Source organism: Nocardioides sp. B129/18, from assembly GCF_055282735.1.
Window position 1 is genome coordinate 1 of sequence record NZ_JBUZJI010000033.1, and the last position, 25,460, is coordinate 25,460.

Genomic DNA, 25,460 nt, shown 5'->3' on the forward strand with positions numbered 1-25,460 from the left:
ACGACCCGCGCGTCCAGCATGTGGACCTCGGCGGATCCGGTGAGGACCCGGCCCGCGGCCGTGTCTGGGGTCGGGCTCAGTGGCCCTGGGTCTTGAAGCGCTCGAAGGAGGCGTGCACCTCGGCCTCGGCCTCGGAGCGGCCGACCCACTCGGCGCCCTCGACGGACTTGCCGGGCTCGAGGTCCTTGTAGACCTCGAAGAAGTGCTGGATCTCCAGGCGGTCGAACTTCGACACGTGGGAGATGTCGCGCAGGTGCTCCAGGCGCGGGTCGGAGGAGGGGACGCACAGCACCTTGTCGTCGCCGCCGGCCTCGTCGGTCATGCGGAACATGCCGATGGCGCGGCACTTGATGAGGCAGCCCGGGAAGGTGGGCTCCTGCAGGATGACGAGCGCGTCGAGCGGGTCGCCGTCCTGGCCGAGGGTGTCCTCGATGAAGCCGTAGTCGGCGGGGTACTGCGTCGAGGTGAACAGCGTGCGGTCCAGGCGGATGCGACCCGACTCGTGGTCGACCTCGTACTTGTTGCGCTGACCCTTGGGGATCTCCACGAGCACGTCGAACTCCAGCACTGCTTTCCTCCGGTGGTGGCGGGGCCCGAGACGGTTCGGGCCGGGCGAGATCGGGTGACCCGGGGTGGGCCAGGGCCCCATCCTCCCGCACAATGACCCGCAACGCCGCACGGGGAGGGCAGGAGTGGGACGACGACAGCCTCACAGCGCGCCGACGGGCGCCTCCGACGCGACTCCCGGGACGACGTCCGGCGCGGTCTCCGGAGCCGGTGGACGCCGTCCGCGGCGGGTCCTGCGCTGGCTCCTGGTGCCGGTGGTCGCCCTCGCGGTGCTGGCGACGCTCGTCGTCTGGCCGCACCGGCTCGGCTCGGGCACGGGCCGCTCGGACTCCCTCGGCGTCGCCCTGCCCTCGCCGGACCTCGCGGCGATGGCGACGCCGTCGCGGTCGGGCCGCCTCGACCCCGCCCGCGTCGCACGCGCCCTGGCGCCGGTGCTGCGCGAGGACGCCCTCGGCCCGCGGGTGCTCGCCGGCGTCGACGACCTCGACGGCACGTCGGTGCTGGTGCGCGGCCCGTCGGCCATCACCCCGGCGTCCACGACCAAGCTGCTCACCTCGCTGGCCGCCCTCGACCGCATCGCGCCCGGCACCCGGTTCCGCACCCGCACCGTGCTCGCGGGCTCCACGCTCACCCTCGTCGGCGGCGGCGACCCCCTGCTGGCCTCCGTGCCCCAGAAGGGCGCGTGGCCCGCGCGCGCCGACGTCGTCACCCTCGCCCGCAGCACCGCCCGCGCCCTGCAGCGGCAGGGCGTCGCGCGCGTGCGCCTGACCTACGACGCCGGCCTGTTCACCGGACCCGCCATCAACCCGGCCTGGCCGGCCACCTACTCCGGACAGCCCGGCGGCTACGACGTCGTCAGCCCGATCTCGGCGCTGTGGGTCGACGAGGGCCGCGTCGCGCCCGGCGACGCGCGACGCACCACCCAGCCCGCCCGTGCGGCCGCCGACGCCTTCGCCCGCGCCCTGACCGACGCCGGCGTCACCGTCACCGGCTCCCCGGCCGCCGGCATCGCCCCCGACGACGCCACCGCGCTGGCGTCGGTCGCGAGCGCGCCGGTCGCCGACCAGGTCGAGCACCTGCTGCTGGTCAGCGACAACGAGGCCGCCGAGGTGATGCTGCGCCAGGTGGCACTCGCCGCGGGTCGTCCCGGCACGTTCGTCGACGGTGTCAACGCCGTGCAGGCCACCCTCGCGCGGCTCGACGTCCCCGCCCCGGCGGTGCTCGGCGACGGCAGCGGCCTCTCGCGTCGCAACCGGCTCAGCGCCGCCACGCTGCTCGGCGTCCTGCACGCCGCCGCCACGGCTCCGGCGGACTCCCCGCTGCGCTCGCTGCTCTCCGGGCTGCCCGTCGCCGGCCTCACCGGCAGCCTCGCCTCGCGCTTCGGCACCGTGCCGGCCTCGGGCCGCGGCGTCGTCCGGGCCAAGACCGGCACCCTCACCGGGGTGAGCGGCCTGGCCGGCGTCGGCGCCGACGCCCAGGGCACGCCCTTCCTCATCGCGGTCGTCGCCGACCGGATCTCCCCGCCCAGCACCCTCGAGGCCCGCGCGGCCCTCGACCGCGCGCTCGCCGCCGTAGCGCGGTGCCGGTGCACGGCGTCGGCCGCCGGCTGAGGCCGTTCGCGGCGTCGATCAGGTCAGGGAGAGCTGGACGTTGTCAGGGGAAGCTTCCCCCGACAACGTCCAGCTTCCCCGGATATCCGGGGAAACTGCCCGCGCAGGGTCCCGGTAGCGTCGAGACCATGACCGCCGACCCCGCAGCGATGATCGACTGGGACCTCGCGGTCTCGCTGGGCACGAGGATCGCGGGCCAGGGCCCGAAGGTCACCCGGGCCGAGGCCGACGACGCGGTGGCGACGCTGCGGGCGGCGGCCGAGCGGTCGACCGGGCTGGTGCGCGAGTGCACCGGGCTCGAGGCCGGCGAGCGCACGGCGCCGCTGCTGGTGGTCGACCGGGCCGGCTGGGTGCAGGCCAACGCCGACGCGTTCGCCCACCTGCTGGGGCCGCTGGTCGACCGGCTCACCGCGAAGCGGCCGCCGTCGGGGCTGGCGCTGGCCGTCGGCTCCCGCATCACCGGCGTCGAGGTGGGCGGACTGCTCGGCTTCCTGGCCTCGAAGGTGCTCGGCCAGTTCGATCCCTTCCACGACCCGTCGGGCCGGCTGATGCTGGTGGCGCCGAACATCGTCGACGTGGAGCGGCAGCTGGGCGTCGACCCCGGCGACTTCCGCCTGTGGGTGGCGCTGCACGAGGAGACCCATCGGGTGCAGTTCACCGCCGTCCCGTGGATGCGCGACCACCTGCAGGGCCTCATCGGCGAGGTCGCGGGCACCGTCGGCGGCGACGCCACGGCGCTGGTCGACGGCGGCGTCGCGCGGCTGCGCGAGCTGATCGCCGACAAGGACGCCCGCAGCGGCAGCATCCTCGAGCTCTTCTCCTCCCCGGCCCAGCGCGAGCTGCTCGACCGCGTCACCGCCGTCATGTCGCTGCTGGAGGGCCACGCCGACGTCGTGATGGACGACGTCGGCCCGCAGGTCATCCCCACGGTCGCCCACATCCGCGCGCAGTTCGACCAGCGCCGCAAGGGCGTCGGCGCGCTCGACCGGCTGCTGCGCCGCCTCCTCGGCCTGGAGGCGAAGATGGCGCAGTACCGCGACGGCGCCCGCTTCGTGCGCGGCGTGGTCGACGAGGTCGGCATGGAGCGCTTCAACGCGGTGTGGTCCGAGCCGGCCCACCTGCCCTCTCGCGCCGAGATCGCCGACCCCGCCGCCTGGGTCGCGCGCGTCCACGGCTGAGCCGGTGGGCCTGCACCCCTCGGTCGCCGCGGTCCGCCGCGCGGTCCGCGTCGACCTCGCCGACCTGCCGCCCGGCGCCACGGTGCTCGTCGCCTGCTCCGGCGGTCCCGACTCCCTGGCGCTCGTCTCGGCAGCGGTCCACGAGGGCCATCGCGCCGGCCTGCGGGTCGTCGGAGGCACGGTCGACCACGGCCTGCAGGAGGGATCGGCCGAGCAGGCCGCCCGCACCGTGGCGGCGATGGCCGCGCTCGGCGTCGACGAGACCATCGGCTCGCGGGTCGTCGTCGAGTCCCGCGGCACCGGGCCCGAGGACGCCGCCCGCCGCGCCCGCTACGCCGTCCTCGAGCAGATGGCCGTCCACCTCGGCGCGGCCGCCGTGCTGCTGGGCCACACCCGCGACGACCAGGCCGAGACCGTGCTCCTCGGGCTCGCCCGCGGCTCCGGCGCCCGCTCCCTGGCCGGGATGCGCCAGCGCTTCGAGCCGTTCCGACGTCCGCTGCTGGCCGTCTCCCGCGACGACACCGTCACCGCCTGTCAGGTCGAGGGCCTCGAGCCGTGGCACGACCCCCACAACGACGACCCCGGGTACGCCCGGGTGCGCGTGCGCCGCTCCGTGCTGCCCGTGCTCGAGGACCACCTCGGCCCCGGCGTCGCCGCCGCCCTCGCGCGCACGGCCGAGCAGCTGCGTCACGACGTCGACCTGCTCGACGACCTCGCCGACGCCGCGCACGAGCGCCTCGTCGCGCCCGACCCCGACGGACCCTCCGGCGCGATGCGGGCCGATGCCGAGGCGCTGGCCGCCGAGCCCACCGCGCTGCGCCGCCGGGTGCTGCGGCTGATGGCGCTGGCCGCCGGGTCCCCGGCCGCCGAGCTGTTCCACGAGCACGTGGTGGCCCTCGACGCCCTCGTGGTCGCCTGGCGCGGGCAGCGCTGGATCGACCTGCCCGGCCCCGTGCGCGGACGCCGCGTCGACGGCCGGATCGTGCTCGCGCCGGCTCCGCGCGACTGAGCAGGCCCGCGCCGGCCCGCGCGACTGAGCCGGCCCGCGCCGGCCCGAGCCGGTCCGGACCATCTCGCCCCGGGCCCGGCGTCGGCTCAGGTGCGGCGGGTCGCGGCCGATCGCTGCGGCAGCCCGTCCCGTCCCGAGGAGCTCCCGTGCCCGCACCCCGTCACCGCGCCGCTCGTCCCGCCCGTCTGCGCGCCGCCCGCGCGCCGCGGCTCATCGCTCAGGTCGCGGTCGGCGGCTGCGTCGTCAGCGCGCTCGCGCTCGGCGCCGCCCAGGCCCGCGCCACCGACGGCACCCCGGCCCCGCGCGGCACCGTCCCGAGCCGGGTGACCCCGGCCGACGCGCGCCTGATCACCGGCGTGGTCGTCGACCGCGACGGCACCGAGCTCGACGACGTCCTCGTGCGCGCCGTCGCCGCCGACGGCTCCACCCGGGCCTCCGCCCTCACCTACGCCTCGGCGTTCGAGTCCGGGCCGCAGCACGGCTTCTTCTTCCTCGAGCTCGAGCCCGGCGTCTACGACCTGCGCGTCACCAGGGCCGGGTACGTGCCGGCGACGGTGCGCGACGTCGAGGTCGAGGCCGACCGCGACACCCGGCTCGGCCTCGTCGAGGTCAAGCGGCTGCCGGCCGCCTCGCGCACGGTGCTCACCGCCTCGCGCAGCCGGCTGCCCGTCGGCGGCACCGCCCGCCTGCAGATCCGCGTCGCGAGCACCGTGGCCGCGCCCACGGGCCGCATCGAGGTGCGCGACGGCCGGCGCGTCGTCGCCCGCGCCACCCTGCGTCCGGGCTCCCGCGGCCGGCTGTCGGTGCAGGTGCCGCGCCTGGCCCGCGGACGCCACGTGCTCCTCGCCCGGTACGCCGGCGACGAGGCCGTCGCCGCCTCCACCTCCCGCGAGGTCGTCGTCCGGGTGGGCCGCGCGCGCTGAGCCCGCGGCCACCCGGCGGCCACCCGTCGCGTCGGCCCGACTCGATGGTCGACCCGGGGCATGGCCTAGGGTCGAGCCCATGGACGTCGCCCACGTCGAGAACGACCTCGTCTCGGTGCTCTACACCGAGGCCCAGATCCAGGAGCGCCTGCGCGAGCTGGCCGCCGACATCGAGCGCGACTACGACGGCAAGGACCTCGTCATCGTCGGCATCCTCCGGGGTGCGGTCATGGTGATGGCCGACCTCGCGCGCTCGCTGAACCGCCACGTCGAGATGGACTGGATGGCGGTGTCGTCCTACGGCTCGGGCACCAAGTCCAGCGGCGTCGTGCGCATCCTCAAGGACCTCGACGCCGACATCAGCGGCCGTCACGTCCTCATCGTCGACGAGATCATCGACACCGGCCTGACGCTGTCGTGGCTCACCTCGAACCTCGGCTCCCGCGGGCCGGCCAGCGTCGAGGTGTGCACCCTGCTGCGCAAGCCCGAGGCGCTGACGATGCCCATCGACGTGCGCTACGTGGGCTGGGACATCCCCAACGAGTTCGTCGTGGGCTACGGCCTCGACTACCGCGAGCGCTACCGCAACCTGCGCGACATCGCCACGCTCGCCCCGCACGTCTACTCCTGACGCCGGCCTCGCCGACGTCCGTCGCCGCCCCCGCGACCGGCCACGAGCACGGGGGCACCGTCCGGGTGGGGGCATCCGCTCGGAGTCGCCGCGCGTTGCCGCGCGCCTGTACCGTCGTCGTACCGGGCCGCGAGCCCGGGTTCCTCATCAGCAGCGTCGAGAGAAGCCTGTGAAGCGCATCGTCAAGGGTCCCTGGTTGTGGATCGTCCTCGCCGTCCTCGGCGTGATCTTCGCCCTGCAGTACCTCCTGCCCAACAGCGGGGGAGATGAGATCTCCGCCTCGCAGATGAGCAAGTACGTCGCTGCGGGCCAGGTCAAGGAGATCACGTTCGTCGACGGCGACCAGCAGATCAAGGCGGTCCTCGACGACGGCGTCCGCAAGGACGGCCCCGACGTCACCACCAAGTGGATCAACGGCACGCAGCGCGACCTCTTCGACGCGGCGCAGGCGCAGTTCCTCAAGGGCACGATCGAGAAGGTCGACACCGAGATCTCCCGGCCGAGCCTCCTGGGCTCCTTCCTCTTCTCCTTCCTGCCGATCGTCGTGCTGTTCGTGGTCTTCCTGTGGCTGATCAACAACATGCAGGCCGGCGGCCGCGGCGCGATGCAGTTCGCCAAGTCCAAGGCCAAGCTGATCTCCAAGGACATGCCGAAGACGACCTTCACCGACGTCGCCGGCTGCGAGGAGGCCATCGAGGAGCTCCACGAGATCAAGGAGTTCCTCTCCGAGCCGGCGAAGTTCCAGGCCGTCGGCGCCAAGATCCCCAAGGGCGTGCTGCTCTACGGCCCGCCCGGAACCGGCAAGACCCTCCTCGCGCGCGCCGTGGCCGGCGAGGCGGGCGTGCCGTTCTACACGATGTCCGGCTCCGACTTCGTCGAGATGTTCGTCGGCGTCGGCGCCAGCCGCGTGCGCGACCTCTTCGAGCAGGCCAAGGAGAACGCGCCGGCCATCGTCTTCATCGACGAGATCGACGCCGTCGGCCGTCACCGCGGCGCCGGCATGGGCGGCGGCAACGACGAGCGCGAGCAGACCCTCAACCAGCTGCTCGTCGAGATGGACGGCTTCGACGTCCGCGGCGGCGTCATCCTCATCGCCGCGACCAACCGTCCCGACGTGCTCGACCCCGCGCTGCTGCGTCCGGGCCGCTTCGACCGTCAGATCCAGGTCGACGCCCCCGACCTCGCCGGGCGTCACAAGATCCTGCAGGTCCACTCCCGCGGCAAGCCGCTCTCGCCCGACACCGACCTGCTCTCGGTGGCGCGACGCACGCCGGGCTTCACCGGCGCCGACCTCGCCAACGTGCTCAACGAGGCCGCGCTGCTCGCGGCCCGTGCGAACGAGAAGCTGATCACCAACCCCTCGCTCGACGAGGCCATCGACCGCGTCATCGCCGGTCCGCAGCGCCGCACGCGCCTGATGAGCGAGAAGGAGAAGCTCATCACCGCCTACCACGAGGGCGGCCACGCCCTCGTCGCCGCGGCGCTCCCGGGCACCGACCCGGTCCACAAGATCACGATCCTGCCGCGCGGCCGGGCGCTGGGCTACACGATGGTGCTGCCCGACGAGGACAAGTACTCCCAGACCCGCTCGCAGATGCTCGACTCGCTCGCCTACATGCTCGGCGGCCGGGCCGCGGAGGAGCTCATCTTCCACGACCCCACCACGGGTGCGGGCAACGACATCGAGAAGGCCACCAGCGTGGCGCGCGCGATGGTCACCCAGTACGGCATGACCGAGCGCCTCGGCGCGATCAAGCTCGGCGACGCCAACGCCGAGCCGTTCCTGGGCCGCGACCTCGGCCACAGCCGCAACTACTCCGAGGACGTCGCCGCCATGGTCGACGAGGAGACCAAGCTGCTGCTGGCCGGTGCGCACCAGGAGGCCTTCGACATCCTCGAGGAGAACCGCGACGTCCTCGACTCGCTCGTCCTGGAGCTCCTCGACAAGGAGACCCTCGACAAGGAGCAGGTCGCGCGGATCTTCGAGCCGCTGCGCCGCCGCCCCGAGCGTCCGGCCTGGACGGGCTCGCCCACGCGTCGTCCCTCCGACATCCCCGCCGTCGAGATCCCCGAGGCCGTGCGCGCCCGCGCCGCGGCCGACGCCCAGCCCGCCGAGCCCGGAGCCGGCGCCGTCCTCACGCCTCCGGGCGCCGGCGGCGACCTCCACGGCGGCACCGCCACGCCCGCCGCACCTCAGAACCCGCCCGCCCCGCCGACTCCCGGCACTCCCACCCCGCAGGACTGAGCAGGAGCGAGGTACACCATGACCACCCACCCCATCCTCACCGAGGTGCGGGCAGACGACCACGTCACCCCGGAGTTCGACCACGAGCGTGCCGAGGCCGCCGTGCGCGAGCTGCTCTTCGCCATCGGCGAGGACCCCGACCGCGAGGGCCTCAAGGAGACCCCCGGTCGCGTGGCCCGGGCGTACGCGGAGCTCACCATCGGCCTGCGCCAGCAGCCGGAGGAGGTGCTCTCCACCACCTTCGACCTCGGCCACGAGGAGATGGTGCTGGTCCGCGACATCGAGCTGTGGTCGATGTGCGAGCACCACCTGGTGCCCTTCACCGGCGTCGCGCACGTCGGCTACATCCCCTCGGCCACCGGCAAGGTCACGGGCCTCTCCAAGCTCGCGCGCCTGGTCGACGTCTACGCCAAGCGCCCGCAGGTGCAGGAGCGCCTCACCACGCAGGTCGCCGACGCGCTCATGGCCATCCTCGACGCCCGCGGCGTCATCGTCGTGATCGAGGCCGAGCACCTGTGCATGACCATGCGCGGCGTGCGCAAGGCCGGTGCCCGCACCATCACCTCCGCGGTCCGCGGCATCATGCACAACGCCGCCACCCGCTCCGAGGCGATGGCGCTCATCCACGGCACCCACTGAGCCGCCGGTCCCGCTGGCGCGCACTCCCCGCCGACGCGCCACACTTGAGGCCATGACGACGACGCCCATGCCCCGCCCCCGGGTCATGGGCGTCGTCAACGTCACCCCCGACTCCTTCTCCGACGGCGGCCGGTTCCTCGAGCCCGAGCACGCCGTCGCCCACGGGCTGGCGCTGCGCGCCGCGGGCGCCGACGTCCTCGACATCGGCGGGGAGTCCACCCGTCCCGGCGCCACTCGTCCGCTGGTGGCCGAGGAGCTGGCCCGCGTGGTGCCGGTCATCGCCGAGCTGGTCGCCCACGGGGCCGCGGTGTCGGTCGACACCATGCGCGCCGAGGTGGCCGAGGCGGCGGTGGCGGCCGGCGCCTCCTACGTCAACGACGTGTCGGGCGGCCTGGCCGACCCGCGGATCCTGCGCGTCGTCGCGGAGTCCGAGGTCTCCTACGTGGCGATGCACTGGCGCGCCCACAGCGACCGCATGCAGGACCTCGCCGTCTACGACGGCCCCGGCGGGGTCGTCGGCGCGGTCGTCGAGGAGCTGCGCGAGCGGCTCGGGGCGATCGAGGCGGCCGGCGTCGATCTCACGCGGGTGCTGCTCGACCCCGGCCTGGGCTTCGCCAAGCACGGGGAGCACAACTGGGAGCTGCTGCGCGGCCTCGACGCCGTGCGCGGCCTCGGCCGTCCGCTGCTGGTCGGCGCGAGCCGCAAGTCCTTCCTCGGCGCGCTGCTCGCCGACGACGCCGGCGTCCCGCGGCCCGCGGGCGAGCGGGAGTCCGCGCACCTGGCCGTCGTCGCCCACCTGGCCCGCACCGGGGTGTGGGGCGTGCGCGTCCACGGCGTCCGGGCCACCTGCGACCTCCTCGACGCCCTCGCCCGGCTGGGGGAGATCGGCGCTCGAGCCGACGTCGTCCCCGACCTCGCGACGGGGGTGCCCGCCGGGGCGTCAGGGTCGATCGGACATGATGCGGAGGACACGTCGACGCGCCGCTCCGGGCGCGACGGCACCCCCGAGGAAGGACGTCCATGAGCCACGACGAGCTCGCGGTGCTCGGCATCGAGTGCTGGGGTCACCACGGCGTCTTCGAGTTCGAGCGGCGCGAGGGCCAGACCTTCGTCGTCGACCTCGTCCTCGGCCTCGACACCCGTCCCGCGGCCGCCTCGGACGACTTGCAGGACACGGTCGACTACGGAAGTCTCGTCACGGCGGTGAAGGCCGCCGTCGAGAACGATCCGGTCGACCTGATCGAGAAGCTGGTGCAGCGGATCGCGGACGTCTGCCTCGCAGACCCCCGCGTCTCCTGGGCCAGGGTCACGATCCACAAGCCGGATGCCCCCATCGACGCGACGTTCCGGGACGTCGCGCTGACGATCACCCGAGGACGCGAGGTCGCACAGTGACGGAGACCCCCAACCCCCACATCATCGACGCGGACACCCTGACCGGGGAGATGCGGCCGATCCGCCGGGCGGTGCTCTCGCTGGGCTCGAACCTCGGCGACCGCCTCGCCTCGCTGCAGGGCGCCGTCGACGCGATCGCCGACACCCCCGACGTGTGGGTCACCGGCGTGTCCCCGGTCTACGAGACCGAGCCGGTCAACTGCCCGCCCGAGGCGGAGTCGTTCCTCAACGCCGTCGTCCTCATCGACACCACCCTCTCGGCCGCGCGCCTGCTCGACCGCGCGCTGGCCATCGAGGACGCCTACGCCCGCGAGCGCGGCGAGGTCGCCAACGCGCCGCGCACGCTCGACGTCGACCTCATCGTCGTCGGCGACCGCCGCAGCGACGAGCCGTCGCTGCGCCTGCCGCACCCGCGTGCCGCCGAGCGCGCGTTCGTCCTCAAGCCGTGGTTCGACCTCGAGCCCGAGGCCGAGATCCCCGGCTACGGCCCGATCGCGGACCTGCTGGCCCGCATCGGCATGGACGGCGTCGCGCCGCGCGCCGACCTCGTGCTCGAGCGCGAGTGACCCAGGAGCCGGCGGGAGGGGAGTCCCCCGAGCCCACGGGCCGCGTGCGCCCGGCGTCGGGGGCGGTCCTCAGCGTCGGTGCCGCCGTCGGCCTGCTGGTCGGCTGGGGCTACCACCGCGTCCACGACGCGGTCTCCGAGACCACCGCGCCGATGATCTCCTGGGCCCAGCCGGTGGCCCTGGCCGTCATCGCGATCGGCCTGGCCTGGACGGCCTTCCACACCCACCGCTCGGTGCAGGTGCGCCGGGAGCGGCTGGAGGCCCACCGGGCCGTCAACCGGCTGGCGATGGGCCGCGCGGCCGCCTACGTCGGCGCGATCGTGGCCGGCGTCTACGTCGGCTACGCCATCAGCTGGCTCGGGGTCGACGTCGAGCTCGGACGTCAGCGGGTGCTCCGCGCCGGCATCGCCGCGGTGCTCGCCGTCATCGTGCTCGTCGCAGGACTGCTCCTCGAGCGCGCGTGTCGCGTCCGTGCGGAGGACGACGAGACGTAGCCTCGGGGCATGTCTTCCCCAGGAGCCACTTCGGTCACATCCGGCACATCGGTCACATCCGTCGCCGCGGGCTCCGGGGCCGCGCGCCGCCGCCAGCGCAGCACGCGCCTCACCGTCGCCACCGTCCTCCTCGTCCTGGCCGCGGTGCTCGTCGCCGCCGCCGTCGCCAGCGGCTCGGCCGTCGCCATCACCGTCGCCGCCGTGCTCGCGGTCGTCCTCGGCGCCGCCGCAACCCGCATCACCAGCAACGAGCTGGCCCAGGCGCGCCGCGACGCCGCCCGCGACCGCGCCGCCCAGGCGCAGGACTACCGCCGGCTCGCCGAGGTGCGCTCCGCCGAGGCCGCCGAGCATCTCGAGCGGGTGCGCGCCGACCTCGCCGCCCAGATCGAGACCCGCGAGCAGGCGCTCGCCGACCTCGAGGCGGCCCTCGTCGCCGCCCAGCGCCAGGCCGCCGAGACCGGCGTCCGCCTGGAGTCCGAGACCCGCCGCGCCGACGCCCGCGACGAGGAGGCCCGCGTGCTCACCGCCAGCCTCGACGCCGCCGAGGACCGCGCCGCGACCGCCATCGTCCGGCTCGCCGAGCTCGAGCAGGAGCTCGACGTCCTGCGCTCCGAGCTCGACACCGTCACCGCCGCCTGGCAGGCCTCCGAGCTGCGCTGGGAGCGTCGCAAGCACGCCTGAGCGGGCCCGTCCGCTCTCACGCCGATCTCACGCCCCGCTCACCCCTGCGTGGGTGATCGGTCACCTCGGCGTTTGCCGGGAGGGGTGCCGCGGGCACGCTGATCCGATGTGATCCCCGACGAGTCCCGCTTCGAGAGCGACCCCCACGAGCTCCTCCCCGAGTCGAACGGCCTGCCCGCCGGCTGGACCATCGCGCCGCCGGACCCCGCCGACCGCTTCGACGTCGCCGCGCTCACCCGGCTGCTGCGCGACCACGAGCGGCACGGCCGCGGCTGGCCCGGCGCCGGCGTCGACGACGTGCTCGTCGAGGTCTCCGAGACCGGCCTGCGGATGCGCGAGAACGTCGTCGTGCGCGACCCCGAGGGCGAGATCCGCGCCTGGGGCAGCGTCCACGACCGGGCCGGCGGCCGGATGCTGCTCGTCCACGTCGTCGACCGCTCCCTCGACGGCCCCGTCGCGGAGGCCTGCGCGCAGGTGCTCTTCGTGTGGGCCGAGGGCCAGGCGCGCGCCGTCGGCGCCGCCCGTGGCCTGGAGGTGCAGCAGATCGACACCGGCGCCTTCGAGGGCGACGAGCGCCAGGCCCGCTGGCTGGCCGCCGACGGCTTCAGCCGCGTGCGCCGCTGGTGGCAGATGACGCGGCCCGTCCAGCCCTCCGAGGTCGACCTCGTCGCCGACCCGGCGGAGTGGACCGGCCGGGGCGTCCGCTTCCGGCTCGTGCGTCGCGGCGCCGACGGGCTGCCCGACGCCGACGACCTCCGCGCCGTGCACGCCGTGCTCGAGGAGGCCTTCCGCGACCACTTCAACGGTCGCGAGGAGAGCTTCGAGGAGTTCGAGCACCGGCTGCGCGAGGACCCCGGCCACCGCTGGGACCACTGGTGGCTGGCCGAGCTGCTCGACGAGCCCGCCGAGGACGAGCCGCTGCCCGTCGGCGCGCTCGTCGGCACCGTCAGCGAGGGCGGCACCGGCCCCGACGGGTCCTACGTCGCCTACATCGGCGTGCGGGCCGCCGCCCGCGGCCGCGGCGTCGCCAAGGGCCTGCTGGCCACGGTCGTCGCCGACGCCGCCGCGCGCGGCCGCGACCGCGTCGCGCTCGAGGTCGACGCCGACTCCTCCACCGGCGCCGACGCCCTCTACACCTCGCTGGGCTGGCGCACGTCCTACGTCACCGAGTCCTGGCACCGCCACGTCGCGGTCACCGAGGCGACGCCGGCCGTCACCGGCTGACCGATCGGTCGGAGCCGCTCGCCCGTGTGACCCAGCCCACCGCCAAGGGCGATGCCACGAGCCGGGCGTCGGCGTACCGTTGGCGCAGCCCGCGGAGCCCTGCGGGCGTCGAGCAGCAAGTCCGGTACCCACCCCGGCCGGTCCGCACGAGGACCGGTGGTCGGAGGGACGGGAACGAGAGGTTCGCATGACCCACCACCGTGTGGGCGTCATCGGCGCTGGACGCGTCGGCGCCGTCCTCGCCGCCGGACTCCGCGCGGCCGGCCACGAGATCACCGGTGCCGCCGGCGAGTCCGCGGCGTCCCTGGCCCGCATCGAGGCGCTGCTGCCCGGCGTCGGGCGTGCCAAGCCCAGCGCCGTCGCGCGCACCTGCGACGTCCTGCTGCTCACCGTCCCCGACGACATGCTCGGCAACGTCGTCCGCGTGCTCGCCGACTCCGGCGCGCTGCGCCCGGGCCAGCTCGTCGTGCACACCTCCGGTCGGCACGGCCTGGCCGTGCTCGAGCCGGCCCGCGAGGTCGGCGCACGCGTGGGCGCGATGCACCCCGCCATGACCTTCACCGGCACCGAGGTCGACCTCGAGCGGCTCTCCGGCTGCGTCTTCGGCCTCACCGCCGCCCCCGCCGAGCGCGACGACGTCGCGGCGCTGGTCGCCGACCTCGGCGGCAGCCCCATGTGGGTGCCCGAGGAGATGCGCACGCTCTACCACGCGGGGTTGGCGCACGGGGCGAACCACCTCGTCACGCTGGTCACCGAGGCGATGGAGATCCTCGCCGCGGCCGGTGCCGCCGACCCCGCCGGCACGCTGCGTCCCCTGCTGTCCGCGGCGCTCGACAACGCCCTCGAGCACGGGGACGCCGCCCTCACCGGCCCGATCGTGCGCGGCGACGTCAACACCGTCCGCGCGCACCTCGCCGACCTCGTCGCCAACGCCCCGCAGACCCTGCCCTCCTACGTGTCGATGGCCCGGGCCACCCTCGCCCGCGCCGTGGGCGACGGCCGGCTCCTGCCGATCCGCGCCGCCCGCATCAGCGAGCTGCTCGACGCCGCCCTCGCCGAGGGCCCGCGCGTGGCCGGCCGTCCGGTCGACCCGCGCTTCCGGATCGGCTGATGGGCTCCCCGCTGCTCGTCGCGACTCGCGCCGAGCTGGCCGAGCGGCTCGCGCCCGCCCGCCGCGAGGGCGCGCGCGTGGGGTTCGTGCCCACGATGGGCGCGCTGCACGAGGGCCACGCCAGCCTGATCCGCGAGGCCCGTCGCCAGGTCGGCCCCGAGGGGCGCGTCGTGGTGTCGATCTTCGTCAACCCGCTGCAGTTCGGGCCGAACGAGGACCTCGACCGCTACCCGCGCACCCTGCCCGACGACCTCGCCGTCTGCGAGCGCGAGGGCGCCGACGTCGTCTACGCCCCCGCCGTCGAGGACGTCTACCCGCGCGGCGTGCCGTGGGACGACACCGCCGCCGCCGTCACCGTCGATCCCGGCCCGCTGGCCACCCTGCTCGAGGGCCGCAGCCGTCCGGGCCACTTCCGCGGCGTGCTCACCGTCGTCGCGAAGCTGCTGGGCCTGGTGCGCCCCGACGTCGCGGTGTTCGGCCAGAAGGACTACCAGCAGCTCGTCCTGATCCAGCAGATGGCCGCCGACCTCTGCCTGCCGGTGGAGATCGTGGGCGCCGAGACCGTCCGCGAGCCCGACGGCCTGGCGCTGTCCAGCCGCAACCGCTACCTCGACGCCGAGCAGCGCGCCCAGGCGCTCGCGCTGAGCCGCACCCTGCGCGCCGCCGTCGAGGCAGGCGTCGAGGGCCTCGGCCCGGCCGTCGACGCCGCCCGCTCCGAGCTGCGTCGTGCCGACGGCGTCGACCTCGACTACCTCGAGGTGCTCGCGCCCGACCTCGCGCCGCTGCCGGCCGACCCCGCCGACATCGCACCCGGCACGCCCGCCCGCGTGCTCATCGCCGCCCGCGTCGGATCCACGCGGCTCCTCGACAACCTTCCGCTGACCCTGGGCCGGCCCGGCCCCGGGTCGGACTCCCCGGCCCACCCCGACTCCCAGACCGTAGGAGAGCGCTGATGCTGCGCACCATGATGACCAGCAAGATCCACCGCGCCACCGTGACGCAGGCCGACCTGCACTACGTCGGCTCGGTCACCGTCGACGAGGACCTCCTCGACGCCGCCGACCTGCTGCCCGGCGAGCTCGTGCACATCGTCGACATCACCAACGGCGCCCGCCTGGAGACCTACACGATCGCCGGCGAGCGCGGCTCGGGCGTCCTGGGCATCAACGGCGCCGCGGCGCACCTGGTGCACCCCGGCGACCTCGTCATCCTCATCGCCTACGGCCAGATGACCACCGAGGAGGCGCGGGCCCACCAGCCGCACGTGGTGTTCGTCGACGCCGACAACAGGATCCTCCACCAGGGCGCCGACCCCGCCGAGGCCGTGCCGGGCTTCGGCCTCGAGCGCGGCGACCTCGTCGCCGCCCGCTAGCCTTCCCAGATGACCCGCGTCACCCCGCTGCCCGGGAGGCTCGCCGCCCCCGAGGCCGGCTGGACCACCACCGCCGACGTCGTGGTGATCGGCTCCGGCATCGCGGGGCTCACCGCGGCCCTGCGCCTGCGTGAGCGCCTCGGCGCGTCCTCGAAGGTCCTCGTCGTCACCAAGGATCGGCTCGCCGCCGGCTCCACCCAGTGGGCTCAGGGCGGCATCGCCGCCGCGCTCGGGCCGGGGGACACCCCCGCCGAGCACGAGCTCGACACCCTCGTCGCCGGCGCGGGCGCCTGCCACGCCGACGCCGTGCGGGCGCTGGTCACCGAGGGCCCCGACGCCGTCCGCGAGCTGATCGCCCTCGGCGCGCAGTTCGACCACGACCCCGACGGCGAGCTGTCCCTCACGCGCGAGGGCGGCCACCACCGCGACCGCATCGCCCACGCCGGCGGCGACGCCACCGGCGCGGAGATCCAGCGGGCGCTCATCGCCGCCGTCGGCCGGGCGCCGGAGATCGAGATCATCAAGCGCGCGCTGGCCGTCGACCTCCTGCTCGACGCCGAGGGCGGCGTCGCGGGGCTGACCCTCCACGTCATGGGCGAGGGCCAGCGCGACGGCGTCGGCGCCGTGCGCTGCCGGGCCGTCGTGCTCGCCAGCGGCGGCCTGGGTCAGGTGTTCAGCCAGACCACGAACCCGTCGGTCTCCACCGGCGACGGCATGGCGCTGGCCGCCCGTGCCGGTGCGACCCTGCGCGACCTGGAGTTCGTGCAGTTCCACCCCACCGTCATGTACCTCGGCCCGGACTCCCACGGCCAGCAGCCGCTGATCTCCGAGGCCGTGCGCGGCGAGGGCGCGTTCCTCGTCGACGGGCCGCCCGAGGACGGCGGCGTGCGGTTCATGCAGGGCGTCCACGAGCTCGCCGACCTCGCCCCGCGCGACGTCGTCGCCAAGGCGATCATGCGGCGCATGCTCGAGACCGGCCGCCCGCACATGTGGCTCGACGCCCGGCACCTCGGCGCCGCGTTCTGGGAGCGTCGGTTCCCGACGATCCTCGCCACCGCGCGCACGCACGGCGTCGACCCCGTCACCCAGCTCATCCCGGTGGCCCCCGCCTGCCACTACGCCTCCGGCGGCGTGCGCACCGACCTGTGGGGCCGCAGCGACGTCCCGGGCCTCTACGCCACCGGCGAGGTCGCCTGCTCCGGCGTGCACGGCGCGAACCGGCTGGCGTCGAACTCGCTGCTCGAGGGGCTGGTGTTCTCGCGGCGCATCGCCGAGGTGCTCCCCGACGAGCTGCGGCCCTGGGCCGAGCCCGCCCCCGACGCCCGCACCCCGGGCCTGGTGGCCGCCGGCGTCCGCGAGGAGCTGCAGGCCACGATGAGCGGCCGCGTCGGCGTCCTGCGCACCCGCGCGGGCCTCGACGAGGCCACCGTCGTGCTCGACAAGCTCGCCGGCGCCGAGGCCGACGCCGTCGAGCTGCACGCCTGGGAGGCCGCCAACCTGCTCACGGTCGCCACCGCCCTGACGGCGGCCGCGACGCTGCGCGAGGAGACCCGCGGCTCGCACTGGCGCGAGGACTTCCCCGAGCGCGACGACGCCGCCTTCGCCGGCCACGTCGACGTCGTGGTCCGTGACGGCGTCCCCCAGGTGTCCTTCAGCCCTGCCCCCGCCTCGGACGGAGCCCGATGATCGCCCGCACGCCGCTCGACGCCCTGCCGCCCGCGCTCGTCGCGGAGCTGGAGAGCGCGGGCCTCGACCCCGTCGCCGTCCACCGGCACGTCGCGGCGGCCTTCGAGGAGGACCTCCCCGGCGGCGTCGACGACCTCACCAGCAGCGCCATGCCCGACATGGGCCGCGCGGTGGCCGACGTCGCCTCCCGCGAGGCCGGCGTGGTGGCCGGCCTCGGCATCGCCGAGCTGGCCTTCCGCTACGCCCTCGGCGACGACGTCACGATCACCCACCGGGTGCCCGACGGCACCGCCGTGGTGCCCGGCGACGTCGTGCTCACCGTCGAGGGCCCGGTGCGCGGGGTCCTCACCGCCGAGCGCACGGCGCTCAACTTCGCCTCCCACCTCTCCGGGGTCGCCACCGCCACCGCCGCCTGGGTGCGCGCGCTGGAGGGCACCCGCGCCCGGGTGCTCGACACCCGCAAGACCCTGCCCGGCTGGCGAGCGCTGCAGAAGTACGCCGTCCGGTGCGGCGGCGGCCTCAACCACCGGATGTCGCTGGTCGACCGCGCGATGGTCAAGGACAACCACGTCGTCGCCGCCGGGGGCGTCGTCGAGGCGTACCGCGCGGTGCTGGCCGCCCACCCCGACGTGCGCGTCGAGGTCGAGGTCACCGACCTCGCCCAGCTCGACGCCGTCCTCGAGGCCGGCTGCACCGAGGTGCTGCTCGACAACATGGACCCCGCCACGATGGCCGAGGCCGTGCGTCGCACCGCCGGCCGCGCCTCGCTGGAGGCCTCCGGCGGGCTCACCCTCGAGCGGGCGCGCGTCGTCGCCGAGACCGGTGTCGACTTCATCTCCGTGGGCGCCCTCACCCACTCGGTGCGGGTCTTCGACCTCGGGCTGGACTTCCGGGAGTCCTGATGGCGCTCCTGGCCGCCGACATCGGCAACAGCCACACCGTCCTCGGCGTCATCGCCGACGGCGAGGTGCTGGCCGATTGGCGGGTGGCCACCGACGCCCGACGCACCAGCGACGAGTGGGCGGTGCTGCTGCGCGGCCTGCTCGCCTCCGCGCCCGTGGCCGTCGACGGCGTCGCGGTGTGCGCCACCGTCCCGTCAGTGCTCCACGAGTGGCGCGAGATGCTGCCGCGGCACTTCGCCGACCTGCCGGCCGTGGTGGTCGAGCCGGGGGTGCGCACCGGCGTCCCGATCCTCATGGACAACCCCCGCGAGGTCGGGGCCGACCGCATCGTCAACGCGCTCGCGGCCGCCACCCTGCACGGCGGGCCGGCCGTCGTCGTCGACTTCGGCGGCACCGCCACCACCTTCGACGTCGTCAACGCCGCCGGGCAGTACGTCGGCGGTGCGATCGCGCCGGGCATCGAGCTCTCGCTGGAGGCGTTGGGCCGTCGCGGCGCCCAGCTGCGCAGCGTCGAGATCGCGCGTCCGCGCTCGGTGATCGCCAAGAACACCGTCGAGGCGCTGCAGTCGGGCCTGGTGCTCGGCGTCGCCAGCCAGGTCGACGGCATGGTGGCGCGGATCCTCGCCGAGCTCGGCGCCGGCGCCGCGGAGGCGTCGGTGATCGCGACCGGATATCTCGCCGACGTCGTGGTCGCGGAATGCTCCTGCTTCACCGATCACCTCCCGTGGCTGACCCTCCAGGGACTGGAGATGGTCTACGCGCGGAATGCGCGCTGATCGCGTTCGTCGCCGTTTCACGCGCCGCGGCGGGATTGTCGTCGGCGTCATTCCTGAGCGATTCCTGAGTAAAAACACCTGCTGAATTCTCGGACGCCCATCCCGATCGGCCATTTCTTGACCTTTCGAATGAGTCGATCCGCCCATTCCCGTGTCATCATGGGAAAAGGAATTTCAGGCGGACGCGATCGGGTGCGTCCGCCTCCATCGAGATCGTCCGCGCGCGCCTGCGCCGGACGAAACGACACCCCGTCCGGCCTCAGGCCGGATCAGGAGAGGGCCATGGCACAGAAGATCCACATCGTGCTCGAGGACGACCTCGACGGCACCGAGGCGACCCAGACCGTCAGCTTCGCGCTCGACGGCACGAGCTACGAGATCGACCTCAACGACGCCCACGCCGAGGAGCTGCGTCAGGCGCTGGCGGTCTACGTCGGCCACGGCCGCAAGGTCGGCGGCGGCGCCCGTCGTGCCGGCGGCGCCCGCAAGAGCGCGTCCGCCGGCGGGGCCACCCCCGGCGAGATCCGCTCCTGGGCCTCGGAGAACGGCTTCGAGGTGCCCGAGCGCGGACGCATCTCCGCCGAGGTCCGCGCCGCCTACGAGGCCGCGCACTGACCTGATCGACCCCGGTCCGGCCGTGTCCCGGACTCTCGCACGACCCCTCCACGGCGGCGTGTTCGCTCTCAGCGGATGCGTCGCCGTGGCCTTTCGGGAACGCGTAGGGTGAGATCGGGGTTGGAAGGCTCGGACGTGTGCACCACGTCCACCACGGAGTCGCCCCAACGGATAGAGGAGCGTGGCGCATGTTCGAGCGGTTCACCGATCGAGCCCGGCGGGTTGTCGTGCTGGCCCAGGAGGAGGCCCGCATGCTCTCGCACAACTACATCGGCACCGAGCACATCCTGCTCGGCCTGATCCACGAGGGCGAGGGCGTCGCCGCGAAGGCGCTGGAGTCCCTCGACATCTCGCTGGAGGCCGTGCGGGCCCAGGTGGAGGAGATCATCGGCCAGGGCCAGCAGGCGCCGTCCGGCCACATCCCCTTCACCCCGCGCGCCAAGAAGGTGCTCGAGCTGTCCCTGCGCGAGGCGCTGCAGCTCGGTCACTCCTACATCGGCACCGAGCACATCCTGCTCGGCCTGATCCGCGAGGGCGAGGGCGTCGCCGCCCAGGTCCTCCAGAAGCTCGGCGCCGACCTCAACCGGGTCCGCCAGCAGGTCATCCAGCTGCTCTCGGGCTTCCAGGGCAAGGAGTCGGCCCAGTCCGCCGCGGCGGCCACCGGTGCCCCCGGCGACGCGCCGTCCTCGTCCCTGGTGCTCGACCAGTTCGGTCGCAACCTCACCCAGGACGCCCGCGAGGGCAAGCTCGACCCCATCATCGGCCGCGCGCAGCAGATCGAGCGCGTCATGCAGGTGCTCAGCCGCCGCACCAAGAACAACCCGGTGCTCATCGGCGAGCCGGGCGTCGGCAAGACCTCCATCGTCGAGGGCCTGGCCCAGGACATCGTCAAGGGCAACGTCCCCGAGACGCTCAAGGACAAGCAGATCTACACCCTCGACCTCGGTGCGCTGGTGGCGGGCTCCCGCTATCGCGGCGACTTCGAGGAGCGCCTGAAGAAGGTGCTCAAGGAGATCCGCACCCGCGGCGACATCGTGCTGTTCATCGACGAGATCCACACCCTCGTCGGCGCCGGCGCGGCCGAGGGCGCCATCGACGCCGCCAGCATCCTCAAGCCGATGCTGGCCCGCGGCGAGCTGCAGACCATCGGCGCCACCACCCTCGACGAGTACCGCAAGTACCTCGAGAAGGACGCCGCCCTCGAGCGCCGCTTCCAGCCGATCCAGGTGCCCGAGCCGTCGATCGCCGACACGATCGAGATGCTCAAGGGCATCCGCGACCGCTACGAGGCCCACCACCGCGTCACCATCACCGACGAGGCCCTGGTCTCGGCGGCGACGCTGGCCGACCGCTACATCTCCGACCGCTTCCTGCCCGACAAGGCCATCGACCTCATCGACGAGGCCGGCTCGCGCCTGCGCATCCGCCGGATGACCGCGCCCGCCGACCTGCGGGAGTACGACGACCAGATCGGCGAGGTGCGTCAGCGCAAGGAGGCCGCCATCGACGGCCAGGACTTCGAGGCCGCGGCCCGCCTGCGCGACGAGGAGAAGCAGCTCATCCTCAAGAAGGCCGAGCGCGAGAAGCAGTGGCGCGCCGGCGACATGGACGAGGTCGCCGAGGTCGACGAGGAGCTGATCGCCGAGGTGCTGGCGGTCGCCACCGGCATCCCGATCGTCAAGCTCTCCGAGGAGGAGTCCACCCGTCTGCTCAAGATGGAGGACGAGCTCCACAAGCGCGTCATCGGCCAGGACGAGGCCGTCAAGGCCCTCTCCCGGGCGATCCGCCGCACCCGCGCCGGTCTGAAGGACCCCAAGCGTCCCGGTGGCTCGTTCATCTTCGCCGGCCCCTCGGGCGTCGGAAAGACGTGGCTGTCCAAGACGCTCGCGGAGTTCCTCTTCGGCGACGAGGACGCCCTCATCCAGCTCGACATGTCGGAGTTCGGCGAGAAGCACACCGTCTCGCGCCTCTTCGGCTCGCCGCCGGGATACGTGGGCTACGAGGAGGGCGGCCAGCTCACCGAGAAGGTGCGCCGCAAGCCGTTCTCCGTCGTCCTCTTCGACGAGGTCGAGAAGGCCCACCCCGACATCTTCAACAGCCTGCTGCAGATCCTGGAGGAGGGTCGTCTGACCGACTCCCAGGGTCGGGTCGTGGACTTCAAGAACTGCGTCATCATCATGACCACGAACCTCGGCTCGCGGGACATCGGCAAGTCCGTCGGCCTCGGCTTCGGCGGCGGCGACCCGGCCGGCTCCTACGACCGGATGAAGCAGAAGGTCTCCGACGAGCTCAAGCAGCACTTCCGTCCGGAGTTCCTCAACCGCGTCGACGAGATCATCGTGTTCCCGCCGCTCTCGCAGGACCAGATCATCTCGATGGTCGACAACATGATCGCCTCGGTGGAGGTCCGCCTGAAGGACCGCGACATGCAGCTCGAGCTCACCCAGGCCGCGAAGAACCTGCTCGCCGAGCGTGGCTTCGACCCGGTCCTCGGCGCCCGACCCCTGCGTCGCACCGTGCAGCGCGAGATCGAGGACGTCCTGGCCGAGAAGATGCTCTACGGCGAGGTCGGCCCCGGCCAGATCGTGCTGGTCGACGTCGAGGGCACCGGCGCCGCTGCGACCTTCACCTTCGCGGGCCAGAAGGTCGCCGAGCTCCCCGACCTCCCTCCGCTGGAGACCGCCGAGGAGCAGTGACCTCTCGCTGAACCACCTGACGCCCCGTGCTCGTCCGAGCGCGGGGCGTCGGTGCGTCTCGGGGCGGATCGAAAGATTCGGCGGCCAGCCGCCGAAACTTGCGCGCGAACCTTTCGGTGGGCGTTCGAAGGTTCGAACGCCCACCGTGCGTTTCGGCGGTCAGCCGCTGAAGCTTCCGGCCCCCTCGCCCATGACCCCCCGCGCGAGGAGTCACGGCAGGGCGTAGGAGTCCGGACCCACCTGGGCCAGCAGGCCGTCGTCGATCAGCCCGGCCAGGCAGCGCTCGCGCTGGTCGGTGCGGTCCCAGGCGGCCTCGAGGGCCGAGCGGTGGACGGGGCCGTCGGCGTCGCGGACCACGCCGAGGAGGCGTCCGCGGCACTGGCGGTCGGTGCCGGCCCAGGCCTGGCCGCGGCGGGGTGGCCCGTCGTAGGCCGGACGGCCGGCGTCGACCCAGGCGCACTGCGCGCGGACGGGGCAGTCGACGCAGCGGGGCGAGGCGGCGGTGCACACCAGCGCCCCCAGCTCCATGACGGCGACGGCCCACGTGGCGGCGGTGGGGTCGTCGTCGGGGAGCAGGCCGGTGGCGAGGTCGCGCTCGGCGCGGGTCACCGAGGTGGGCGGGAACTCCGTGCCGGAGACGGCTCGGGCGAAGACCCGCCGCACGTTGGTGTCGAGCACGACGTGGCGTCGGCCGTAGGCGAAGGAGGCGATCGCGGCGGCGGTGTAGTCGCCGACGCCCGGTAGCCCGATGAGGTCGTCGTAGGAGTCGGGCACCTCGCCGCCGTGGCGCTCGACGATGGCGGTCGCCGCGGCGTGCAGGCGCAGCGCGCGGCGCGGGTAGCCCAGGCGGCCCCACGCGCGCACGGCCTCGCCGGTCGGCTCGGCCGCGAGGTCGGCGGGAGTGGGCCAGCGCTCGAGCCAGGCGGCGTGCACCGGCAGGACGCGTGCCACCGGCGTCTGCTGCAGCATCAGCTCGGAGACCATCACCGACCAGGCCGATGCCTCGGGGCGGCGCCAGGGCAGATCGCGCTGGTGCTCGGCGTACCACGCGAGGATCGGCTCGTGGAGGGGGCTGGCAGGGCTCATCGCGTCCCTATTGTGTCCTCCCGGCCCCACGGATCCGTCGCGGGTCCGGCTCCGCTCGGAGTGGCAGCCCGATCCGAGGCGCTCGGCTGACTAGCGTGCCCGCATGACGTCGAACGGCTTGACCCGGGGACCCCTGCCGGCGTCGGTCTACTGGCGGCGTCGCGCGATCGTCATCGGCGTCGCGCTGCTGCTCGTGATCGGCATCGCCCGCCTCCTCGGCGGCGGCTCGGACGCCTCCGACGGCTCCGATCCGGGCGCGCGTGGTGGCGCCACCCTCGCCGACGCCGCCCGCTCCGGGGTCGAGGACGCCGGCGGCCCCAGCGGCGCCTCCGAGGGCAGCCCCAGCGCCTCTCCGTCCACCGGCGCCTCGAGCCGCCCGACGCTCGCCGCGCCGTCAGGCGTGTGTCGCGACGAGGACGTGCTGGTCTCACCGCAGGTCCCGCGGCCCGAGGCCGGGCGCCAGGTCACCATCCGCCTCGTGCTGCGCACCAAGACCGCCGAGGCCTGCACCTGGAGCCCGTCGTCGCGCCACGTGACGGTCAAGATCACCAGCGGCTCGGACGACATCTGGTCGACCCGCGAGTGCCCGAAGGCGCTGCCCGGCGGCTCGGTGGTCGTGCGACGCGGCGTCGACGCCGCCGTGAACGTGCGCTGGAACGCCCGGCGCAGCGACGAGACCTGCAGCCGGTTCACCGAGTACGCGATGCCCGGCTACTACCACGTGGCGGCGGCCGCGCTGTCCGGCGAGCCGTCCGACGTCCAGTTCGAGCTCGGCACGCCGAGCCCGGTGACGATCACCCGCACCGCCTCGCCGACGGCGAAGCCCACCTCGAAGCCCACCTCGAAGACCAGCCGCAAGCCCTCGGCGCGCGCCAGCCGCTGACGTCGGGTGAGCGGGAGCGCTCAGACGTAGCGCTCGAGGATGCTCGACTCCGCGAGCCGGGAGAGGCCCTCGCGGACGCTGCGGGCCCGCAGCTCGCCCACGCCGTCGACGGCCTGGAGGTCGTCGATGCCGGCGGAGAGCAGCTTCTGCAGGGTGCCGAAGTGCTCGACCAGCCGGTCGACGACGGTGCTGGGCAGGCGCGGCACCTTCGCCAGCAGGCGGTAGCCGCGCGGGGCGACCGCGCCGTCGAGGTGGACGCCGTCGCCCAGGCCGAGCACCCGCGCCATGGAGCCGGGGTCGACCAGCTCGGTGGGGGAGAGCTCGCCGAGGGTCGCGATGAGCTGATCGGCGCCCTTGGTGCGGCGTCCGGTGGGCAGGTAGTCGCGGATGACGAGCTCGCGCTCGGCGTCGACGCCCGAGACGAGCTCCTCGAGCTGCAGGGAGAGCAGACGGCCGTCGGTGCCGAGCTCGAGCACGTAGTCCTCGATCTCGCGGGCGATCCGGATGACCATCTCCAGGCGCTGGGCCACCACCGCGACGTCGCGGACGGTGACGAGGTCCTCGATCTCCAGCGCCGAGAGGGTGCTGGAGACCTCGTCGAGGCGCTGCTTGTAGCGCTCGAGGGTCGCGAGGGCCTGGTTGGCGCGGGAGAGGATCTGCCCGGAGTCCTCGAGCACGTGACGGGTCTCGCCGACGTAGGCGGCGATGATCTGCATCGACTGCGACACCGAGATCACCGGGAAGCCGGTCTGCTTGGCGACGCGGTCGGCGGTGCGGTGCCGGGTGCCGGTCTCCTCGGAGGGGATCGTGTGGTCGGGCATCAGATGCACGGCCGCGCGGATGATCCGGGTGAGGTCCTTGTCGACGATGATCGCGCCGTCCATCTTCGCCAGCTCGCGCAGGCCGGTGGCGGTGAACGGGACGTCAAGGTGGAAGCCGCCGGTGGAGATCGACTCGACCGTCTTGTCGTGGCCGACGACGATCAACGCGCCGGTGCGGCCGCGCAGGATGCGCTCGAGGCCGTCGCGCAGGCTGGTGCCCGGCGCGATCGAGGCGAGGGTGGCCCTCAGACGGAGCTCCTCGTCGGGGCGATCGGTGGCGGCCACGGTGTCCTTCCCTGCCAGGGCGCGGGCACGCGCCATCCACGCCGCAGCCTAGTCGGTGGGCGGCG

Annotated in this window: 24 protein-coding genes and 1 pseudogene; 22 read left to right on the forward strand and 3 right to left on the reverse strand. The window is 74.2% G+C overall.

Features of this window, described 5'->3' with window-relative positions:
* Positions 1–76: 76 nt before the first annotated feature.
* Complete coding sequence (locus ACZDWJ_RS17815) at positions 77–565, reverse strand: inorganic diphosphatase (protein ID WP_463523249.1); 489 nt, start codon at positions 563–565, stop codon at positions 77–79.
* 250 nt (positions 566–815) lie between these two features.
* Between ACZDWJ_RS17815 and dacB the strand changes: the two genes are divergently transcribed.
* The 21 genes and pseudogenes from dacB to ACZDWJ_RS17920 all read left to right on the forward strand — a co-directional run bounded on the left by dacB (position 816) and on the right by ACZDWJ_RS17920 (position 22,320).
* Positions 816–2,177: a D-alanyl-D-alanine carboxypeptidase/D-alanyl-D-alanine endopeptidase gene (gene dacB, locus ACZDWJ_RS17820; RefSeq protein WP_463523179.1), complete on the forward strand. Its 1,362-nt coding sequence runs from the start codon at positions 816–818 to the stop codon at positions 2,175–2,177.
* A 128-nt stretch (positions 2,178–2,305) separates the two neighbouring features.
* Positions 2,306–3,355 (forward strand): zinc-dependent metalloprotease, encoded by a 1,050-nt coding sequence (locus tag ACZDWJ_RS17825; RefSeq protein WP_463523181.1) that lies wholly within the window; start codon positions 2,306–2,308, stop codon positions 3,353–3,355.
* A gap of 4 nt (positions 3,356–3,359) precedes the next feature.
* Entirely contained in the window at positions 3,360–4,364 is a 1,005-nt protein-coding gene (gene tilS / locus ACZDWJ_RS17830) for a tRNA lysidine(34) synthetase TilS (protein WP_463523183.1), read from the forward strand.
* A 146-nt stretch (positions 4,365–4,510) separates the two neighbouring features.
* A complete protein-coding gene (locus ACZDWJ_RS17835) occupies positions 4,511–5,287 on the forward strand; it encodes an Ig-like domain repeat protein (RefSeq protein ID WP_463523185.1) in 777 nt (258 codons plus the stop codon).
* 79 nt (positions 5,288–5,366) lie between these two features.
* Entirely contained in the window at positions 5,367–5,918 is a 552-nt protein-coding gene (gene hpt, locus ACZDWJ_RS17840; protein ID WP_463523187.1) for a hypoxanthine phosphoribosyltransferase, read from the forward strand.
* A gap of 169 nt (positions 5,919–6,087) precedes the next feature.
* Positions 6,088–8,163: an ATP-dependent zinc metalloprotease FtsH gene (gene ftsH / locus ACZDWJ_RS17845; protein WP_463523189.1), complete on the forward strand. Its 2,076-nt coding sequence runs from the start codon at positions 6,088–6,090 to the stop codon at positions 8,161–8,163.
* Positions 8,164–8,181: 18 nt separating this feature from the next.
* Positions 8,182–8,802 (forward strand): GTP cyclohydrolase I FolE, encoded by a 621-nt coding sequence (folE, locus tag ACZDWJ_RS17850; protein WP_463523191.1) that lies wholly within the window; start codon positions 8,182–8,184, stop codon positions 8,800–8,802.
* A gap of 52 nt (positions 8,803–8,854) precedes the next feature.
* Positions 8,855–9,679, forward strand: a pseudogene (gene folP, locus ACZDWJ_RS17855) (dihydropteroate synthase); the annotation flags it as partial.
* A 143-nt stretch (positions 9,680–9,822) separates the two neighbouring features.
* The gene (gene folB / locus ACZDWJ_RS17860; protein WP_463523193.1) at positions 9,823–10,197 is read left to right on the forward strand and encodes a dihydroneopterin aldolase; all 375 of its coding nucleotides are present in this window, start codon (positions 9,823–9,825) and stop codon (positions 10,195–10,197) included.
* Entirely contained in the window at positions 10,194–10,763 is a 570-nt protein-coding gene (gene folK, locus ACZDWJ_RS17865; RefSeq protein ID WP_463523195.1) for a 2-amino-4-hydroxy-6-hydroxymethyldihydropteridine diphosphokinase, read from the forward strand. Before folB ends, folK begins: the two co-directional genes overlap by 4 nt.
* Positions 10,760–11,257, forward strand: a complete 498-nt coding sequence (locus ACZDWJ_RS17870) for a DUF3180 domain-containing protein (protein WP_463523197.1) — start codon at positions 10,760–10,762, stop codon at positions 11,255–11,257. Before folK ends, ACZDWJ_RS17870 begins: the two co-directional genes overlap by 4 nt.
* 9 nt (positions 11,258–11,266) lie before the next feature.
* On the forward strand, positions 11,267–11,938 hold the full coding sequence (locus ACZDWJ_RS17875) for a hypothetical protein (protein WP_463523199.1): 672 nt from the start codon (positions 11,267–11,269) through the stop codon (positions 11,936–11,938).
* 108 nt (positions 11,939–12,046) lie between these two features.
* A complete protein-coding gene (locus ACZDWJ_RS17880) occupies positions 12,047–13,162 on the forward strand; it encodes a GNAT family N-acetyltransferase (protein WP_463523201.1) in 1,116 nt (371 codons plus the stop codon).
* A gap of 187 nt (positions 13,163–13,349) precedes the next feature.
* The gene (locus tag ACZDWJ_RS17885) at positions 13,350–14,273 is read left to right on the forward strand and encodes a Rossmann-like and DUF2520 domain-containing protein (RefSeq protein WP_463523203.1); all 924 of its coding nucleotides are present in this window, start codon (positions 13,350–13,352) and stop codon (positions 14,271–14,273) included.
* Positions 14,273–15,226 (forward strand): pantoate--beta-alanine ligase, encoded by a 954-nt coding sequence (panC, locus tag ACZDWJ_RS17890; protein WP_463523205.1) that lies wholly within the window; start codon positions 14,273–14,275, stop codon positions 15,224–15,226. Before ACZDWJ_RS17885 ends, panC begins: the two co-directional genes overlap by 1 nt.
* Positions 15,226–15,645 carry an aspartate 1-decarboxylase gene (panD, locus tag ACZDWJ_RS17895; RefSeq protein ID WP_463523207.1) on the forward strand — a complete coding sequence of 140 codons (420 nt, stop codon included), beginning with the start codon at positions 15,226–15,228 and terminating at the stop codon, positions 15,643–15,645. The genes panC and panD overlap by 1 nt, the downstream gene beginning before the upstream one ends.
* A gap of 9 nt (positions 15,646–15,654) precedes the next feature.
* Positions 15,655–17,331: an L-aspartate oxidase gene (locus ACZDWJ_RS17900; protein WP_463523209.1), complete on the forward strand. Its 1,677-nt coding sequence runs from the start codon at positions 15,655–15,657 to the stop codon at positions 17,329–17,331.
* Positions 17,328–18,233: a carboxylating nicotinate-nucleotide diphosphorylase gene (nadC, locus tag ACZDWJ_RS17905; RefSeq protein WP_463523211.1), complete on the forward strand. Its 906-nt coding sequence runs from the start codon at positions 17,328–17,330 to the stop codon at positions 18,231–18,233. Before ACZDWJ_RS17900 ends, nadC begins: the two co-directional genes overlap by 4 nt.
* Positions 18,233–19,009, forward strand: a complete 777-nt coding sequence (locus ACZDWJ_RS17910; protein WP_463523213.1) for a type III pantothenate kinase — start codon at positions 18,233–18,235, stop codon at positions 19,007–19,009. Before nadC ends, ACZDWJ_RS17910 begins: the two co-directional genes overlap by 1 nt.
* Positions 19,010–19,291: 282 nt before the next feature.
* Positions 19,292–19,624, forward strand: a complete 333-nt coding sequence (locus tag ACZDWJ_RS17915; protein WP_463523215.1) for a histone-like nucleoid-structuring protein Lsr2 — start codon at positions 19,292–19,294, stop codon at positions 19,622–19,624.
* 188 nt (positions 19,625–19,812) lie between these two features.
* Positions 19,813–22,320: an ATP-dependent Clp protease ATP-binding subunit gene (locus ACZDWJ_RS17920; RefSeq protein WP_463523217.1), complete on the forward strand. Its 2,508-nt coding sequence runs from the start codon at positions 19,813–19,815 to the stop codon at positions 22,318–22,320.
* Positions 22,321–22,530: 210 nt separating this feature from the next.
* Here the strand turns inward: ACZDWJ_RS17920 and ACZDWJ_RS17925 are convergent, their stop codons facing one another.
* The gene (locus tag ACZDWJ_RS17925) at positions 22,531–23,406 is read right to left on the reverse strand and encodes an HhH-GPD family protein (protein ID WP_463523219.1); all 876 of its coding nucleotides are present in this window, start codon (positions 23,404–23,406) and stop codon (positions 22,531–22,533) included.
* 103 nt (positions 23,407–23,509) lie between these two features.
* On the opposite strand from ACZDWJ_RS17925, the gene ACZDWJ_RS17930 reads away from it, so the two are divergent.
* Positions 23,510–24,289, forward strand: coding sequence for a hypothetical protein (locus ACZDWJ_RS17930; protein WP_463523221.1), 780 nt, complete (start codon positions 23,510–23,512; stop codon positions 24,287–24,289).
* Positions 24,290–24,309: 20 nt separating this feature from the next.
* Here ACZDWJ_RS17930 and disA read toward each other — a convergent pair whose 3' ends face one another.
* Complete coding sequence (gene disA, locus ACZDWJ_RS17935) at positions 24,310–25,431, reverse strand: DNA integrity scanning diadenylate cyclase DisA (protein WP_463523223.1); 1,122 nt, start codon at positions 25,429–25,431, stop codon at positions 24,310–24,312.
* Positions 25,432–25,460: the final 29 nt, after the last annotated feature.

What these genes read in the sequence shown, in the direction of transcription:
- ACZDWJ_RS17825 (WP_463523181.1), top strand. Translation starts at nt 2,306, where the DNA reads ATGACCGCCGACCCCGCAGCGATGATCGACTGGGACCTCGCGGTCTCG.
- hpt (WP_463523187.1), top strand. Translation starts at nt 5,367, where the DNA reads ATGGACGTCGCCCACGTCGAGAACGACCTCGTCTCGGTGCTCTACACC.
- folE (WP_463523191.1), top strand. Translation starts at nt 8,182, where the DNA reads ATGACCACCCACCCCATCCTCACCGAGGTGCGGGCAGACGACCACGTC.
- folB (WP_463523193.1), top strand. Translation starts at nt 9,823, where the DNA reads ATGAGCCACGACGAGCTCGCGGTGCTCGGCATCGAGTGCTGGGGTCAC.
- ACZDWJ_RS17875 (WP_463523199.1), top strand. Translation starts at nt 11,267, where the DNA reads ATGTCTTCCCCAGGAGCCACTTCGGTCACATCCGGCACATCGGTCACA.
- ACZDWJ_RS17885 (WP_463523203.1), top strand. Translation starts at nt 13,350, where the DNA reads ATGACCCACCACCGTGTGGGCGTCATCGGCGCTGGACGCGTCGGCGCC.
- panC (WP_463523205.1), top strand. Translation starts at nt 14,273, where the DNA reads ATGGGCTCCCCGCTGCTCGTCGCGACTCGCGCCGAGCTGGCCGAGCGG.
- panD (WP_463523207.1), top strand. Translation starts at nt 15,226, where the DNA reads ATGCTGCGCACCATGATGACCAGCAAGATCCACCGCGCCACCGTGACG.
- ACZDWJ_RS17900 (WP_463523209.1), top strand. Translation starts at nt 15,655, where the DNA reads ATGACCCGCGTCACCCCGCTGCCCGGGAGGCTCGCCGCCCCCGAGGCC.
- nadC (WP_463523211.1), top strand. Translation starts at nt 17,328, where the DNA reads ATGATCGCCCGCACGCCGCTCGACGCCCTGCCGCCCGCGCTCGTCGCG.
- ACZDWJ_RS17910 (WP_463523213.1), top strand. Translation starts at nt 18,233, where the DNA reads ATGGCGCTCCTGGCCGCCGACATCGGCAACAGCCACACCGTCCTCGGC.
- ACZDWJ_RS17915 (WP_463523215.1), top strand. Translation starts at nt 19,292, where the DNA reads ATGGCACAGAAGATCCACATCGTGCTCGAGGACGACCTCGACGGCACC.
- ACZDWJ_RS17920 (WP_463523217.1), top strand. Translation starts at nt 19,813, where the DNA reads ATGTTCGAGCGGTTCACCGATCGAGCCCGGCGGGTTGTCGTGCTGGCC.
- ACZDWJ_RS17925 (WP_463523219.1), bottom strand. Translation starts at nt 23,406, where the DNA reads ATGAGCCCTGCCAGCCCCCTCCACGAGCCGATCCTCGCGTGGTACGCC.
- ACZDWJ_RS17930 (WP_463523221.1), top strand. Translation starts at nt 23,510, where the DNA reads ATGACGTCGAACGGCTTGACCCGGGGACCCCTGCCGGCGTCGGTCTAC.
- disA (WP_463523223.1), bottom strand. Translation starts at nt 25,431, where the DNA reads ATGGCGCGTGCCCGCGCCCTGGCAGGGAAGGACACCGTGGCCGCCACC.